The sequence below is a fragment of the Halomonas sp. SCS19 genome (genome assembly GCF_040147015.1).
In the GTDB taxonomy this organism is placed as follows: Bacteria; Pseudomonadota; Gammaproteobacteria; order Pseudomonadales; family Halomonadaceae; genus Halomonas; species Halomonas litopenaei.
Map to the genome: position 1 here is coordinate 3,948,064 of NZ_JAMSHN010000001.1, position 16,259 is coordinate 3,964,322.

At 65.9% G+C, this 16,259-nt stretch carries 15 protein-coding genes; 12 read left to right on the forward strand and 3 right to left on the reverse strand.

The features are described from left to right. Positions 1-363: 363 nt before the first annotated feature. The 3 genes from mpl (at position 364) to NFH97_RS17155 (ending at position 3,140) form a co-directional block, all read left to right on the forward strand. A complete protein-coding gene (gene mpl, locus NFH97_RS17145) occupies positions 364-1,746 on the forward strand; it encodes a UDP-N-acetylmuramate:L-alanyl-gamma-D-glutamyl-meso-diaminopimelate ligase (RefSeq protein ID WP_349625222.1) in 1,383 nt (460 codons plus the stop codon). Continuing rightward, positions 1,739-2,380, forward strand: a complete 642-nt coding sequence (locus tag NFH97_RS17150) for a flavin prenyltransferase UbiX (RefSeq protein ID WP_222516574.1) — start codon at positions 1,739-1,741, stop codon at positions 2,378-2,380. The genes mpl and NFH97_RS17150 overlap by 8 nt, the downstream gene beginning before the upstream one ends. 136 nt (positions 2,381-2,516) lie before the next feature. Further along, positions 2,517-3,140, forward strand: a complete 624-nt coding sequence (locus NFH97_RS17155) for a LysE family translocator (protein ID WP_349625223.1) — start codon at positions 2,517-2,519, stop codon at positions 3,138-3,140. 93 nt (positions 3,141-3,233) lie between these two features. On the opposite strand, the gene NFH97_RS17160 is transcribed toward NFH97_RS17155, so the two are convergent. Genes NFH97_RS17160 through NFH97_RS17170 form a run of 3 tightly spaced genes read right to left on the reverse strand, consistent with a single transcriptional unit; the run spans position 3,234 to position 6,511 of the window. Next, complete coding sequence (locus NFH97_RS17160) at positions 3,234-4,640, reverse strand: bifunctional DedA family/phosphatase PAP2 family protein (RefSeq protein ID WP_108132842.1); 1,407 nt, start codon at positions 4,638-4,640, stop codon at positions 3,234-3,236. A gap of 60 nt (positions 4,641-4,700) precedes the next feature. Beyond that, positions 4,701-5,651, reverse strand: coding sequence for a diguanylate cyclase domain-containing protein (locus tag NFH97_RS17165; RefSeq protein WP_349625224.1), 951 nt, complete (start codon positions 5,649-5,651; stop codon positions 4,701-4,703). Beyond that, entirely contained in the window at positions 5,648-6,511 is an 864-nt protein-coding gene (locus NFH97_RS17170; RefSeq protein WP_045994178.1) for a hypothetical protein, read from the reverse strand. Before NFH97_RS17170 ends, NFH97_RS17165 begins: the two co-directional genes overlap by 4 nt. Before the next feature lie 176 nt (positions 6,512-6,687). Here NFH97_RS17170 and NFH97_RS17175 point away from each other — a divergent pair, with 176 nt between their 5' ends. From NFH97_RS17175 to NFH97_RS17215, 9 genes are all read left to right on the forward strand, one after another. Beyond that, positions 6,688-7,926, forward strand: coding sequence for a glutamate-5-semialdehyde dehydrogenase (locus NFH97_RS17175; RefSeq protein WP_083970559.1), 1,239 nt, complete (start codon positions 6,688-6,690; stop codon positions 7,924-7,926). Between the two features lie 47 nt (positions 7,927-7,973). After that, positions 7,974-8,603, forward strand: coding sequence for a nicotinate-nucleotide adenylyltransferase (gene nadD / locus NFH97_RS17180; protein WP_045994184.1), 630 nt, complete (start codon positions 7,974-7,976; stop codon positions 8,601-8,603). Between the two features lie 117 nt (positions 8,604-8,720). Further along, positions 8,721-9,083 carry a ribosome silencing factor gene (rsfS, locus tag NFH97_RS17185; RefSeq protein ID WP_108132840.1) on the forward strand — a complete coding sequence of 121 codons (363 nt, stop codon included), beginning with the start codon at positions 8,721-8,723 and terminating at the stop codon, positions 9,081-9,083. After that, a complete protein-coding gene (gene rlmH, locus NFH97_RS17190) occupies positions 9,080-9,547 on the forward strand; it encodes a 23S rRNA (pseudouridine(1915)-N(3))-methyltransferase RlmH (RefSeq protein WP_349625225.1) in 468 nt (155 codons plus the stop codon). The genes rsfS and rlmH overlap by 4 nt, the downstream gene beginning before the upstream one ends. Before the next feature lie 33 nt (positions 9,548-9,580). Continuing rightward, positions 9,581-11,467: a penicillin-binding protein 2 gene (gene mrdA / locus NFH97_RS17195; RefSeq protein ID WP_045994182.1), complete on the forward strand. Its 1,887-nt coding sequence runs from the start codon at positions 9,581-9,583 to the stop codon at positions 11,465-11,467. Then, on the forward strand, positions 11,467-12,624 hold the full coding sequence (gene rodA / locus NFH97_RS17200) for a rod shape-determining protein RodA (RefSeq protein ID WP_108132837.1): 1,158 nt from the start codon (positions 11,467-11,469) through the stop codon (positions 12,622-12,624). Before mrdA ends, rodA begins: the two co-directional genes overlap by 1 nt. A 130-nt stretch (positions 12,625-12,754) precedes the next feature. Beyond that, positions 12,755-13,807, forward strand: a complete 1,053-nt coding sequence (gene mltB, locus NFH97_RS17205) for a lytic murein transglycosylase B (protein WP_349625226.1) — start codon at positions 12,755-12,757, stop codon at positions 13,805-13,807. Beyond that, positions 13,804-14,844, forward strand: a complete 1,041-nt coding sequence (locus NFH97_RS17210; RefSeq protein ID WP_502878718.1) for a septal ring lytic transglycosylase RlpA family protein — start codon at positions 13,804-13,806, stop codon at positions 14,842-14,844. Before mltB ends, NFH97_RS17210 begins: the two co-directional genes overlap by 4 nt. Positions 14,845-14,984: 140 nt before the next feature. After that, positions 14,985-16,205 carry a D-alanyl-D-alanine carboxypeptidase family protein gene (locus tag NFH97_RS17215; RefSeq protein ID WP_083970391.1) on the forward strand — a complete coding sequence of 407 codons (1,221 nt, stop codon included), beginning with the start codon at positions 14,985-14,987 and terminating at the stop codon, positions 16,203-16,205. Positions 16,206-16,259 lie beyond the last annotated feature (54 nt).

Genomic DNA, 16,259 nt, shown 5'->3' on the forward strand with positions numbered 1-16,259 from the left:
CGCGTCGCGGTCGGCCAGGCCTTCGTCGGGAAGGGCTTCGCGGACTAAAGCCTTCGCGGACTAAAGCCATCGTGTGGCAAGCCATCGCGTGGCAACCATCGCCGGGACAGCGCCGGAACATGGTCGGCGATTCTAGCCCATCGGCCTGGTGCCTGCATCCGACCGGCATGCCCCGGCGCAGCCGAGCGCCGACGTCGAAGTAAAACAGTGGGCGATCGGCAACAGCGACGAGGGCGTGACGCCGCCTCTGGAGGCCTTTGTCGGGGCATGCTAGGCTGCCGCCAACCTTGAGTGCCGTTGTCTGCCGGGGGCGCCGTGCGCGTCGACTCGGGGACGGGGCAGCAGCAGCGCACCGGAGGCGCCATGCATCTTCATATCGTCGGTATCTGCGGCACCTTCATGGGCAGCCTGGCGCTGTTGGCGCGGGAGCTTGGCCACCAGGTCAGCGGCTCGGATGCCAGCGTCTATCCCCCCATGAGCACCCAGCTGGAAACGGCCGGCATCGCCCTGATGCGCGGTTACGCCGCCGACAATCTGACGACGACACCGGACCTGGTGGTGATCGGCAACGCCCTGTCGCGGGGCAACCCTGAAGTCGAGGCGGTGCTCGATCGTGGCCTGCCCTACGTGTCCGGTGCCCAGTGGCTGGCCGAGCACGTGCTGCCGGGGCGCCCGGTGATCGCGGTGGCGGGCACCCACGGCAAGACCACCACGGCCAGCCTGACCGCCTGGCTGCTCGAAAGCGCTGGGCTGGCCCCTGGCTTTCTGATCGGCGGGGTGCCGAGGAACTTTGGCGTATCGGCGCGACTGGGCGGCGAGCAGGCGCCCTTTGTGGTGGAGGCCGACGAGTACGACACCGCCTTCTTCGACAAGCGCTCCAAGTTCGTGCACTACCGCCCGCTGGTCGCCATCCTCAACAACCTCGAGTATGACCACGCGGACATCTTTCCCGACCTGGCTGCCATCGAACGCCAGTTTCATCACCTGGTACGTACGGTGCCCGGGCGTGGCCAGTTGCTGGTGGCGGACGACGCGCCGGCGCTGGACCGGGTGCTGGCCCAGGGCGCATGGACACCAGTGTCGCGCATGGGGCAGCAGCAGGACTCGGCCTGGCGCATCGAGCTAGAGCGTGACGATGCCAGTCGTTTCAGGGTGATCCAGCGGCGGCCGGACGGGGTCGACGAGGACGCCGTGGTCGACTGGGGGTTGACCGGTGACTACAACGCCCGCAATGCCCTGGCCGCCCTGGCCGCCGCCAGCGTGTTCGGCGTGGATCTGGCGCGCGGCGCCGCTGCGCTGTCGCGTTTCGAGACGCCCAAGCGTCGCCAGGAGGTGCGCGGCGAGGTCGGCGGCGTCCAGGTGATCGACGACTTTGCCCATCATCCCACCGCCATCGCGGCGACGCTGTCCGGGCTGCGCGCTTCGACCCAGCGCGGTCGCCTGCTGGCGGTGATCGAGCCGCGGTCCAACACCATGCGTCTGGGCACCCTGCGCGATCGCCTGGCGGACAGCGTGGCCCAGGCCGATCAGGTCTGGTGGTACCAGCCCGAGGGGCTAGACTGGTCGGTGGAGGCACTGGTCGAGGCCTCGCCGATACCGGCGCACCGTCGTGGCGACATCGATGCGCTGGTCGACGATCTGGTGGCACAGGCGCGTCCCTATGATCGTATCGTGGTGATGTCCAACGGCGGCTTCGGCGGCATCCACGAGCGCCTGCTCAAGGCGCTGGAGGCCGCCCATGGCTGAAGGCTTCAAGCCCCCTGTGACCGTGGCCCTGACCGGCGCCTCCGGCGCCCAGTACGGACTGAGGCTGATCGAGGCGCTGGTGTCGGCGGGGCACGAGGTGTGGGTGATGATCTCCAAGGCCGCGCATCTGGTCATCGCCACCGAGACCGAGGTGTCGTTGCCGCCACGCCCGGCGCTGCTGGCCGAGGCGCTCAGCGAGCGGTTCTCGGCGGCCGAGGGCCAGATCCGCTGCTTTGGCCGTGAGGACTGGATGGCACCGGTGGCGTCGGGCTCCGGCGCCAGCAGTGCCATGGTGATCTGCCCGTGCTCGACGGGAACGCTGTCGGCGGTGGCCTGTGGCGCCAGCAACAATCTGATCGAGCGCGCCGCCGATGTGGCGCTCAAGGAGCGCCGCCGCCTGGTGCTGGTACCCCGGGAGACGCCGTTCTCGGCGATTCATCTGGAGCACATGCTCAGTCTGACCCGTATGGGGGCAGTGGTGTTGCCCGCAGCACCCGGCTTCTATCACCAGCCGCAGAGCATCGATGATCTGATCGACTTCATCGTGGCGCGCATCCTCAATCAGCTGGGTATCGATCATCAGCTTATGCCAAGGTGGGGCGAGGGGTCCTCCGGGTCCACCGTCGGCGACTGAGTGCGTAGCTGGCATCGTTATCACAAGACACCATCATCACCTGGCACCATCATCACCTGGCACCATCATCACCTAATACCATCATCACCTCGCGCCGTCAGACACCTCTCCAGCGCTGCTCGGGATAAGGAAATCCATGCCCAGTCTGTCCGTTCTCTCTGTGTTCGTTCCGACCTTCTTTCTGGTCTCGCTGACGCCAGGCATGTGCATGACCCTGGCCATGGTGCTGGGCATGACCCAGGGGGTGAAGCGGGCGCTGTGGATGATGCTGGGGGAGCTGGTTGGCGTGGGGCTGGTGGCCTTCTCCGCCGGTGCGGGGGTGGCGGCACTGATGCTCAAGCTGCCGGCGCTGTTTGCCTTGTTCAAGTGGCTGGGCGGGGCCTACCTGGTCTATCTGGGGTGGCTGATGTGGCGCTCCCGGGGGCGCATGGCGATCCCTGACGATCTTGAGGATACCGCGCCGCCGAAGCGACGGGAGCTGGCCATGCAAGGCTTTGTCACTGCGGTCGCCAACCCCAAGGGCTGGGCCTTTTTCGTGGCATTGCTGCCGCCCTTTATCGATCCGGCGCGGCCGGTGCTGACCCAGCTGGCGGGGTTGATTCTGGTGATCCTGAGTCTCGAGTTCACCTGCCTTCTGCTGTACGCCAGCGGCGGCAAGAGTCTGCGTCACCTGCTCGCACGTGGGGGCAGTGTACGGTTGCTCAACCGCATCGCCGGGACCTTGATGATTGGTGTGGGCCTGTGGCTGGCGCTGGGCTAGGGCTTGTCTGAAAAGTGCCGGCACTCATCGATGTCTGGACAAGGCCCCGGGCCCGCCTTGCCAGAGGTGTCGGTTCGGGGGCGTGTCACTGTCCTATACCGGCGGCAGCCACAGGATGCGTGCGCTGACCAGGGCCAGCGAGGCAAGCAGCAGCGCCGGTAATGGACACGGCGTCAGGGCCGTCCGGTCCCGCCTGAGCCAGGCCAGTTGAACCATGGCGCAGACCACCAGGCCAAGCAGGGCTCCCCCGACGAGATCGCTCAGCCAGTGCACGCCCAGCACGATGCGTGACAATGCCATGGGCACGACGATGGCGATCGCCACCCAGTAGGGCCAGAAGCGTTGGCGGCGTGGCAGCGTCTGGGCGATAAAGGCGGCCGCCATGCCGTACAGGACCACCGCCGTCGAGGTGTGGGCGCTGGGATAGGACAGAGAGTGGGCGAGATAGTCAGGGGCATCCGGACGAAGGCGGCCGATCACCTCCTTGCCCAGGGTGTTGAGCGTGGCGATGGCCATCAGTCCAGCGCTCACGTGGCCCAGTGCCGCCCAGTGACGGCGGCTGGCCAGCCACACCAGCCAGGGCAGTGCCAATGCCGCCACGCCGAGGGTATCTCCCGCCTCGGCCAGTGTCTCGGACAGCGCCAGTAGTCCGGGTAGCTCGAGCCCGCCAATCAAGGCGTGAAGCCGCGTATCCATCATCAGCGGTCCGTCTGCCTGGAGCACGACCAGCGTCCAGGCGCTCAGCGCGGTCAGTGCACCCAGGAGCAACAGCCAACTGGCCAGGGGAGGCTCTTCCTCGTGGTGGGGGGCCAGGGCCTGCCACAGGCGCCTCCCGCCGGGCAGGTGATGGCTGACCCAGGCGAAGCTACGGTACAGCAGGCCCTGAGGCGAGGCGTGGTGGCGGACCAGCGAGAACAGCAGCGCCAGCACCGCCACGGTGACGCCGAGCGCTGTCAGCCAGGGGTGCAGGTCGTCCGGCAATGCCAGCCACTGTTGCCAGGTTCGACCCAGCAGATAACCGGGCAGGATGTAGGCCGGTGCCCACAGCAGGGCGGAGCCAAGATTGGCCCAGGTGAAGGTCGTCGGCGGCATGCGCAGAATGCCCGCCACCAGCGGCACGATGGGGCGGACCGGTCCGACGAATCGCCCCAGCAGCACCGAAAGAGGACCATGACGCTGGAAGAATCGTGCACCCCGGGCCAGCCACTCCGGGTGGTGTGACAGCGGCCACATGGCGGTGACCTGTTCACGGTAGCGATAGCCGATGGCGTAGCTGGCGCCGTCTCCCACCACGGCACCGGCAAAGGCACAGGCGATGACCCAGCCAACCGCGATGTCGTAGTGGCCGGCCAGGGAGGCGGCGGCGGTGATCAGAACGACGCCAGGCACCACCACGCCGATCAGGGCAAGCGACTCCACCAGCGCGATGGTAAAGATCAGCAGCAGCAACAGTCCGGGCGAAGGCGCCCACTGAATCAACCAGTCCCCGGCATTTCCCACCCTGTTCTCCTTTGCGTTGGGCCGTCGTGATGTTTCGGCATTCTGCCACAGTCAGGGTGGTCAGGAGCGACCGGGAGGGAGGGGAGTGACGGCCAGTGCCTCGCTGCGGCGAGCCAGTCGCTGCTCGAAATGCTGCCAGGGTTCCTTGGCGTTCAGGGCGCAGAGCCGTGAGCGTAGGGTCAAGGGGCCGATGTCCGACAGGCGAACCTCGGACAGCGCCTGTTCCAGTCGCTTGATCACCAGCATGGCACCACTTTCGGTGGTGTTGGGCAGTACCAGCCAGAAGGTGTCATGGGATTCCCGTCCCAGAATATCGTGGTCACGGCAGTGAAGGCGTACCGCCTGGCACAGTTGGTCGAGTTGCGTTAGCTGAGTGCGAGAGCCGTACTGCTCACTGGCGATTTCCAGTTGTGGCAGGTGCAGGATCACCACTGCCAGCCGCTGGTCCAGATGCTGGGCGCGCTCGAACTCCCCGTTCAGGCGCTCGTGCAGGGTGGCGCGATTGATCGCATCGCAGTCGACGTCGCTGGGGTCGGTGGCCCGGTTCAGGTCGCGCTGGCGCAGATATTCCCAGCCGGCCAGGGAGGTCACCGCAAGGAAGGTCAGCAGAAACTTGATTTGATCGAGGCTTGGCGAAGACTGGCCGACCACCATGAGCCAGATTGGCATGACGGCCAGCGCCAGCACCAGAGCAGGGCCGAAGGGCAGTACCAGCAGGATCAGGGTGATCGGTACGCTGATCCAGAAGGCGTCGAACGATGCCTGCAGCACCGTCTGGTCATAAAGGGCGAGGCAGCCGCACAGCAGCAGCAGATAGTTCGAGACGCGCGAGGCTCTTCTGGTATCGAAGACCGCGATCACGGCCATCAGGCAACTCAGGGACGCCGGCAGCAGGATGCTCTCGTATTGCCCCAGCAGATAGTGCCACAGGGCCAGTGACGCCAACAGCAAGGTCCCCATGACATCGGCACAGACACGCCAGGAACGGACCCACTGGGGTGGCTCGATCATGCGTCGTCCTCCACCACCTGGGTGACAGGGCACTGCTTGTCCAGGGCTGCCAGCACCATGGGCAGGTTGTCCAGATTGGCAATCGATACGGTGCGTACCGTGATCGGCACGGCGATGTCTTCCAGCAGTTCCTGGCGTCGTTGCCTGGCCTGCACGGCGTCTCGACTGGTCAGCATCACGGCGACGGTACGTCCGTTGAGACGATAGGCGTTCTCGAACCGCTTGATGCGTGTGCAGATGTCCTGGGCGACCCGCCAAAGAGAACGTCCATGGATCTGGATCACCACCAGTTCGGCGTGGACGCCGTCACGGGTGGCGCGGCTGTTTTCCCGAGCCAGGTCGCGTTCCAGCTGGCTGGCCGACCACAGCGGCAGTCCGGGCGCCAGACGGGCTCTCCTGCGCATCAGGCGTTGCGAATGTCCGCCCGGCAGCGCACGTCCGATCGCAAGAAAGCACAGGCACAGCAAGAGCGCGCCAGCCAGGCCCCAATGGTGAAGGCTCATCTGGGTGATCAGGCTCCACCAGCTTATCCCGGCAAGGCTGGCGTTGAGTATCAGCATCCACTGGGGTTGGGGCAGAATCAACAGGAAAGGCCAGGCCCACAGCCAGGCACCGTTGGCGTCGGGCGAGAGTATCACCAGGGCGGCAAGCAGCACGCTGGCCACCACCAGCCAGGCGCGGTAGGCATGGCGGCGGTGGCTGAACTCGATGACGATGCCGGTGATCCCGAGCCATAGCGCGGCCAGACCAAGCAGCGTGGTGTCCAGCGCCCGCGCCGAGGTCGCCGCGCAAAGGGCCAGCAGTGCGGCCGCGGCGAACAGGTTCAGCTTGAACAGGCCGACTTTGTACTTGTTCCGCATGCTGTCTTAATATGATCCTTTCTGTGGTTCACGATCCGCATCACGTCCGCGTTGTCATCCCGGTGCAAGCTTTCTTTCTTTGCCCGGAGACCTCGTTCTACCAGGAGACTCGTTTCACCGTGTCCGACTCATCCGCCAATGCCACCGCCGAGTGCGTCGCCGATATCGACGCCTACATGACCGCCATGGGCCAGGCGGCCCGTGTTGCTGCCACCGATATGCGTCGCCTGCCACCCGCGCGCAAGAACCAGGCGCTCAAGGCGATGGCTCAGGCGCTGGACGCGTCTCGTCAAGAGATCCTGTCGGCCAATCGGCAGGATCTGGCGCGCGGTCGCGACAAGGGGCTCGACGAGGCTCTGCTTGATCGCCTAGCCCTGGATGACGGCCGCATCGACGCCATGATCGAGGGCCTGACCCAGGTCGCTGCCTTGCCCGACCCCGTCGGTGAGATCGATGGCCTGAGCACTCGGCCCAGCGGCATCCAGGTCGGCATGATGCGCGTGCCCCTGGGTGTCATCGGTATCATCTACGAATCTCGCCCCAACGTCACCATGGAAGCCGCCAGCCTGTGCCTGAAATCGGGCAATGCCTGCATTCTACGCGGGGGCTCCGAGGCCAGCGCGTCCAACCAGGCGCTGGCCCGCTGCATTGCCTCTGGGCTGGCCGAAGCCGGACTGCCCCAGGGCGCCGTGCAACTGGTGGCGACCACCGACCGTGCCGCCGTGGGTCGCTTGATCAGCATGGACGAATTTGTCGATGTGATCATTCCCCGTGGTGGCAAATCGTTGATCGAGCGTATTTCGCGTGAGGCCAGGGTGCCGGTGATCAAGCATCTGGACGGCATCTGTCACGTCTATGTGGACGCCGCCGCCGACCTGGACAAGGCCCGTGCCATCGCGGTCAACGCCAAGACCCATCGCTACGGCGTGTGCAACGCCATGGAAACGCTGTTGGTGAATGCACAGGTAGCGCAGGCCCTGCTGCCGACCCTGGCCGCTGACTACGCGGAAAAGGGCGTCGAGGTGAGGGGGTGTGCCCGCGCCCGGGCGATCGTCGATCACTGGCTCACGGCGAGTGACGAGGACTGGGCCACCGAGTACCTTGCGCCGGTGCTGTCGGTCAGGGTAGTCGATGACATCGACGAGGCCATGGCGCATATCGAGCGCTACAGCTCGCGTCACACCGAGTCCATCGTCACCGAGAACTACAGCCTGGCACGCCGCTTTCTGGCAGAGGTCGACTCGAGTTCGGTCATGGTCAACGCCTCGACCCGGTTTGCCGATGGCTTCGAATACGGGCTCGGTGCGGAGATCGGCATCTCCACCGACCGACTGCATGCCCGGGGGCCGGTGGGGCTCGAAGGGCTGACCACGCGCAAGTATGTGGTCTTCGGCGATGGCCAGATTCGACAGTGAGTGGCGCCGTTCGCTTTGACGTCGAGGGCCGTCCTGCGCACATCGGCATGCTTGGCGGCACCTTCGATCCCGTCCATCTAGGCCACCTGCGCACCGCGCTTGAGCTTCGCGCTGCGCTGTCGCTCGATGGCGTGCACATGATCCCCGCGGCTCAGCCTCCGTTGCGCGATCAGCCCCAGGTCACCGCCGAAAAACGGCTCGAGCTGTTGCGCCTGGGGATCGGCAATACCCCGGGGCTGGCGGCGGACCCCTGCGAGCTGGAACGGGAGGGCCCGTCGTTCAGCGTGCAGACGCTCGAGTCCCTGCGTGAGCGCTACGGCCACGAGGCGCGCATCGTCATGGCCCTTGGTCACGACGCCTTTCTCAAGCTGGCGAACTGGCACAACCCGGAAAGGATCTTCGCGCTTGCCCATCTGGTGGTGGTCGAACGCCCCGATCACGAAGCGCCCTTGCCCGAAGCGCTTCAGGCGCTGATCGAGGGGCGTGAGGTCGAGCATGGCGATGCCCTGATGGCCAAGCCCCAGGGCCGACTGCTGCGCCTGTCGCTGCCGTCGCGGATGGCGATCTCGGCCACCTTCGTCAGGCATAGCCTGATGCAGGGAAAGAGCGTGCGCTACCTGCTGCCGCCGGCAGTGGAAGAGCGCATCCAGGCGCAACGCCTGTACCGCGCGGTCTGAGCGCGGCAGCCAGGGCAAGGCGTTCCGAGAAATTCGATCAGGCGCTGGATTGGCGCTGCCACTCGGCTTCCCAACAGGTACAATGGGAGGTCGATGACTACCCAGTGATGAGGGGCTATGCAGATTGAAGCATTGAAGGCGCTCGTGATCGAGTCGCTTGACGATATCAAGGCCAAGGACGTCGAGGTGCTCGACGTGTCTCGGCTGACCAGTGTGACCGATTGGATGGTGGTGGCGAGCGGGACCTCGACACGACATGTGTCGGCGCTGGCCAACAGCGTCATTACCAACGCCAAGGACAATGGCGTTCAGCCGTTGGGCGTCGAGGGTGAAAACGGGTCGGACTGGGTGCTGGTCGATCTCGGCGGCGTGGTGGTCCACGTGATGATGCCGGACACCCGTGCGCTGTACGACCTGGAGCGACTGTGGTCGGACCTTCCCAGCGATGCACCGGCATCAGAGGAAGAGGCCAAGGCATGAAGGTCCGCCTGTTGGCGGTGGGAACACGCATGCCAGGCTGGGTGACCGACGGTGTCGAAGAGTACCGTAAGCGTCTGCCGCGGGATTTTCGCCTGGAGGTCGAAGAGATCGCCCCGGGCCATCGCGGCAAGAACGCGGATACCGCGCGTGCCGTGGCCCAGGAAGCCGAGCGCATCGAGGCACGCCTCAAGGGTGATGAGCATCTGGTGGCGCTGGAGGTGCTCGGCAAGCCCTGGACCACCGAGCGGCTGGCCGATGAGGCCGATCAGTGGCGTCATGCCGGGCGTGATGTGGTGCTGCTGGTGGGCGGCCCGGATGGCCTGGCCTCGACGCTGTCGGCCCGCGCCCACCAGCGCTGGTCGCTGTCACCCTTGACCCTTCCCCATCCACTGGTGCGGCTGGTGCTGGCCGAGCAGCTCTACCGTGCCTGGACCCTGATGGTGGGACACCCCTACCACCGATGATGGCTCCTGCGTCAGACAAGGATTGCCTCTCGCATGCGTAAGCGTCGCGAAACCCTCAAGAACCCCGAGAACGCGCTGCGCATCTTTCGTGTGCGTGCGACGCTTGCCGGGGTGGTCGTGGTACTGCTGTCCGGCCTGCTGGTGGGACGGTTGTGCTATCTGCAGATCGTCCAGCACGAGGTCTACAGCACCCGATCCGAGAAGAATCGGGTGAGGGTGGAGCCGCTGCCCCCGACCCGCGGGCTGATCTACGACCGCAACGGCCAATTGCTGGCCGAAAATCGTCCCACCTACAACCTGACCCTGGTGCGTGAGCGGGTCGATGATCTCGATGCCACCCTGGAGCTGCTGGTCGAGCTGCTGGATCTGCCGGACGAAGAGGTGGACGCCTTCAAGGTGCGTTCACGCCAGCGTCAGCGTCCCTACCAGCCGGCGCTGTTGATGAGTGATCTGACCGAGTCGCAGATCGCCAGGCTCGCGGTCAATCGCCACCGCTTGCCGGGAGTGGAGGTGCAGGCCCAGCTGCTGCGCTTCTATCCCGACGCCGAGATCATGTCCCATGCGCTTGGCTACGTGGGCAGGATCAACGCCGAAGAGCTCGAGAGCCTGGATCCGGGCAACTACGCCGGTACCCACTTTATCGGCAAGACCGGGGTGGAGCGCTTCTACGAGGATCAGTTGCACGGTCGTGCGGGACTGAGAAAGGTCGAGACCAACGCCCGTGGGCGGGTGCTGCGTGAGCTGGGGCACACCGACCCCGAGCCGGGTCAGGACCTGACCCTGACCCTGGACATGGACATGCAGCAGCTCGCTGTGGATCTGCTCGATGGTCGGCGTGGCGCCATCGTCGCCATTGCGCCCCAGACCGGCGAAATTCTGGCGATGGCCTCGGTGCCTGGATTCGACACCAACCAGTTTGTCACCGGCATCGACGTCAAGTCCTACCGCGGGCTGCAGAGCGATATCGATCTGCCGCTGTTCGATCGGGCGACCCGGGGCAGCTATCCGGCGGGGTCGACGATCAAGCCGTTCATGGCCATGGCCGGGTTGATCGAAGGGGCCGTTACCCCGGACGAGGTCATCTACGACCCGGGCTACTATCAGCTGCCCAATGACGACCGGCGCTACCGCAACTGGCTGCGCTGGGGTCATGGGCGGGTGAATCTCGAACGCGCCCTGGCGGTGTCCAACAACACCTATTTCTATTCATTGGCCCACGAGCTCGGCATCGATCGTATCGACGAGAACCTGGGGGCCTTCGGCTTCGGCAGCCGGGTCGCTGCCGACGTGGCCGGGCAGGGGGATGGTCTGCTGCCATCCAGAGACTGGAAGAAGGCACGCTTCAATCAGCCCTGGTATCCCGGCGAGACGCTGTCGGTGGGTATCGGCCAGGGGTATCTGCAGATCACTCCGCTGCAGTTGGCGGCCGCGACCGCCGTGCTCGCCAATCGCGGCCACTGGGTGCGCCCGCGGCTGGCCAAGCGCATCGGCGACCAGCCGGTGCCGGTGGATCTGCCCGACACGCCGCCGGATATCGAGGCCCCCGAGAACTACTGGACCCGGGTCTTCAACGGCATGGAAAAGGTGTTGTCCGGGCGCGAGGGCACGGCACGGCGCACCGGGGCAGGCCTTCAGTATCGCATGGCCGGCAAGTCGGGTACCGCCCAGGTGTTCTCGCTGGGGCAGAACCAGAAGTACAACGCCGCTGAACTGCGGGAGCGTCTGCGCGACCATGCGCTGTTCATGGCCTTTGCGCCGGTGGAGGACCCTCAAATCGCCATTTCGGTCATCGTCGAGAACGCCGGTGGCGGGTCGACCCACGCCGCGGGACTGGCTCGGGCCATGGCCGATGCCTGGATTCTCGACCACAACGCCGGTCGTCCGCGCACCGACGAGACCGCCGCCGAGGAGGAAGACTGATGGCCATCGATTTTGTGCGCTCGTTGCGCGGCCACCCGGTGCGTCCCCCGGCCAGCGGTATCGCCCGACGCACCTCGTTCTGGCAAAGGATGCACGTCGATCCCTGGTTGCTCGGCATGCTGCTGGTGCTGATGTGCAGTGGCCTGGCGGTGCTCTACAGCGCCAGTGGCGAGAACGTTCACGTGGTCACCGCCCAGGCGATTCGCTTCGGCGTGGCCTGGGCGGTCATGCTGGTGCTGGCACAGTTTTCGCCGGCGACGCTGATGCGCTGGGCGTTGCCGGCCTACCTGGCCGGCCTGGTGATGCTGGTGGCGGTGGAGATCCTCGGTGACGTCGGCATGGGCGCTCAGCGCTGGCTGGTGATTCCCGGCGTGGTGCGCTTTCAGCCTTCCGAGATGATGAAGATCGCCATGCCGATGATGGTGGCGGCCTGGCTCAGTCGCCACGAGCTGCCACCCAATTGGCGCGCGCTGGCCGGTTGCGCGCTGCTGATCGCTCTGCCGGTGGGCCTGATCGCGCGCCAGCCGGACCTTGGCACCTCGCTGCTGGTGGCGGCAGCGGCGGTCTTCGTGATCCTGCTGGCGGGGCTGTCCTGGCGCTTTATCGGTGTCATGGTGGCGCTGGCGGGGGCAGCGCTGCCGCTGTTGTGGATGAACATGCACAACTATCAGCGCCAGCGCGTGCTGACCTTTCTCGATCCCGAAAGCGACCCGCTGGGCGCCGGCTGGAACATTATTCAGTCGACCACCGCCATCGGCAGCGGGGGCGTCTGGGGCAAGGGCTGGCTCGAGGGCACCCAGTCGCAGCTCGAGTTCCTGCCGGAGCGGCACACCGACTTTATCGTGGCCGTGCTGGGCGAGGAATTCGGGCTGGTCGGCATGCTGGCCTTCCTGCTGCTGTACCTGCTGATCGTCGCGCGTGGATTGTGGCTGGCGGGTGCCGCCCAGGATACCTTCGGGAGATTGCTGGGAGGCGGCATCATGCTGACCTTCTTTATCTACGTCTTCGTCAATATCGGCATGGTCAGCGGCATCCTGCCGGTGGTCGGCGTACCGCTGCCTCTGGTGAGCTACGGGGGGACGTCCAGCGTGACCTTGATGGCCGGTTTCGGTATTCTCATGGCGGTCAATGCACATCGCCGGTTGCTGCCACGCTAGGGGCTGGCGACCAGGCTAACGGGAGCCCGGAGAGAGGCGGCGACAGTGGCCACGGTGGGGCCGGCGAGCGAAGCGCTTGCCGGCTTTGCAGGGGCGGCGGCGCCTGCGGGTTCCCCAAGGGAGAAGATCGATGACAGTACCCCTGGTCCAGGGAAGGAAAGGCCTCGGCGCGGCGTTGTGTGGGCTTCTGGCCTCGCTGTCGCTGGCGGCCCAGGCGCAGGATTTCGCCTCGCCGGAGGTCGACGCGATGATGGATCGGCTCGAGCGCCAGGGCGTCTCGCGCCAGTGGCTGGAGCGCGCCATGGCCAGGGCAGAGTTCCAGCCGTCGGTGCTCGAGGCCATGAGCGGTGCCGCCGAGCATCACCTGACCTGGGAGCGCTATCGTGGCATCTTCCTCGGTGAAGAGCGCATCAACGAGGGCGCGGCCTTTATCGAGGCCCATCGTGACGCCTTCGATCGCGCTGAAGCGCGTTATGGTGTGCCGCCAGAGGTGATCGCCGCGATTATCGGCGTCGAGACCCGCTACGGGCGTATCACCGGTGATCATCGGGTGCTCGATTCGCTGTCCACGCTGGCCTTTCATCATCCCCGGCGCGGTGAGTTCTTCGAGGGGGAGCTCGAGGCCTTTCTCGACATTGCCTACCAGCAGAACGTCGATCCCGGAGCCTTGAAGGGCTCCTACGCCGGTGCCATGGGCTATCCCCAGTTCATTCCCACCAGCTACCAGGCCTACGCGGTCGACTTCAACGACGACGGCCAGCGCAACCTGTGGACCGATCCGGTGGATGCCATCGGCAGCGTGGCCAACTATTTCGCCGAGCACCGCTGGCAGGCGGGTGGCACCCTGTACTGGGAGGCCGAAGGCCCCAGCTCGGTGCCGTCCTCGATTCGCTTCAACCGCACCGATCCGCCCTACGTCCGCGTTGCCGAACTGGAAGCCCAGGGCATCCAGCCGGTGGAGCCGCTGCCGGGGGATGCCAAGGTGGTGCCCCTGGCTTTGGACATGGAAGACGGCAGCACCCACTACCGCCTGGGTGGGGGCAACTTCTACGTGATCACCCGCTATAACCATAGCCACCTCTACGCCATGGCGGTCACGGAACTGTCGGAGGCCATCGCCGAGGTGCGCTCGCTGGGAAAGCCCCAGTGGTGGCATGCCCTGGACACGGAGGTGAGTTCATGACCCTGCGCGCGCCCTTGTTGCCGACCCTGTCGCTGCTGGTGGCCCTGACCGGTTGTGCCGGCGGTGGCGGGACCGCCCCGGAGACCACTCAGCAGGCGGCCGCGACGCCTCAGGATTCGCGGGCGACGGCTGGTGGGCGCTATGCCATGAGCGGCGACGCCTATCCCGAGACGCCGCCGGACGTCAGTCAGGTGCCGGACGCGGTGCCGCGCGACGAGCCACGCTCACGCGCCGGCAACCGCTCGACCTATGAGGTGTGGGGCAAGACCTACCATGTGCTGGATGACCCGAGCGGTTATCAGCGCGAGGGTACCGCTTCCTGGTACGGTCAGAAGTTCCACGGCTACGCGACCTCCAACGGCGAGATCTATGACATGTACAAGATGACGGCGGCGCACAAGTCGCTGCCGTTGCCGACCTTCGCCCGGGTGACCAACCTGGACAACGGGCGGTCGGTGATCGTGCGAGTCAACGATCGCGGCCCCTTCCACGACGACCGCGAGATCGATCTGTCCTACGCAGCGGCCGCGCGGCTCGATATTCTCGACCATGGCACGGGCCGGGTGCGGGTCAGCGTGATCGATCCCGATCAGTGGCAGGCCAGTCGCGGCGCGGGTGCGTCGAGCGACTCGGTCAGCGGGGGTGTGCGCGCCGCGCCAGCCAGCGCTGCGGCCAGTACTGGGACCAGAACTACGGCCAGTACCACAGCCAGTACTACAGCCCGTGCTGCACCCAATGCGGCGCCCAGCGCGCCGTCCGCCGCGTCGCCGGCAGCAGGCCAGAGCGCCCCGCAGGCGCCCGCGGCCGGGACTCCCGGCATCTATATTCAAGTGGCAGCCCTGGGATCGGCGGACAGCGCCCGAGACCTCAAGGCGGATCTGGAGACGCGGTTGAATCAGCAGGTGCGTGTGGCCAGCGCCGCCGGTCTGCACAAGGTGCAGGTCGGGCCGCTGGCGAGCCGCGGGCAGGCGGAGCCGGTCCGCGAACGCTTGCGCCAGGCGGGATTCGCGCAGACCTTTGTCGTCGATGCTCGCTAGGTGTCGACGAAGTGCAGCCGACGCCTCGCTGATCGTCCGGCCGGTCGATGCCGGCGGTTCCAGTGAGGCCGGCTGTTGGAAGCATTGTGCGGTGGCCCTGATCACCGCTTTCCCTGATTGTTGTAACGAGACATTTCACCATGATCGCTAAGTCATCCTTTACTCGCCGCTGGTTGCCCGTGGCCTTTGTATGTGCGGCCCTGGTGGCACCCCTGACGAGTGCTCAGCAGCCCGACTCGCCGACACCGGACGTGCCAGAGCCCCAGGTCATGATCCCGGCACCGCCTCAGCTGGCGGCCAAGTCCTGGATCCTGATCGACGCCAACAGCGGACGAGTCCTGGCCGAGCACAATTCTGACCAGCGCCTGCCGCCGGCCAGCCTGACCAAGCTGATGACGGCGTACCTGGTCGAACGTGAACTTGATCGGGGCAACATCCAGCCCGACGACATGGTGCCGATCAGCGAGAAGGCCTGGCGTACCGGCGGCTCGAAGATGTTTGTCGAGGTCGGTACTCGTGTCTCCGTCGAGGAACTGCTCCACGGTATCGTCATCGTCTCCGGCAATGACGCCAGCGTCGCCATGTCCGAGTATCTGGCCGGCGGCGAGGACCCCTTTGCCGACCTGATGAACCAGCACGCCACCCAGCTGGGCATGGAGAACACCCACTACGAGAACGCTACCGGGCTGCCGTCGGAGAATCACTACTCCTCGGCACGGGACCTGATGCGTCTGGCCAGGCACATCATTCTGGACTACCCGGAACACTACGCCATCTACAGCCAGAAGCACTTCACCTACAACGGCATCGAACAGGCCAACCGCAACCGTCTGTTGTGGCGCGACCCCAGCGTCGACGGCCTCAAGACCGGCTGGACCGAAGAGGCCGGCTACTGCCTGGTGTCCTCGGGCCAGCGTGATGACATGCGCTTGATCTCGGTGGTGATGGGGACCAGCTCCGAAGAAGCCCGCGCCCAGGAAACCCAGAAGCTTTTGAGCTATGGCTTCCGCTACTACGAGACGCTGAAACTGTATGACCGTGGCGCCGTACTCAATACGCCGCGGGTGTGGGAAGGCAGCACCAACGAGCTCAAGGTGGGCGTCGACAATGGCGTCTACATGACCGTGCCGCGCAACCGCAATGACGAGCTCACCGCGCGCCTGGACATCGACAGTGGCTTGACCGCACCCATCGCCGCCGGCCAGCGGGTCGGCACCATGGAGGTGCGCCTCGGGGACGAGGTGGTCGGCGAGCGTGACCTGGTGGCGCTGGAAGCGGTAGAGCAGGGTGGGCTGTTCAAGCGCATGATCGACAAGGTCCAGCGCTTCTTCAGCGACCTGGTCGGCGGCTGGTTCGACTGATCGTCCCTGTGGTGCGGCCCTGGCGTCAATGCGCGCCCTGTGGTCGCCGTGACG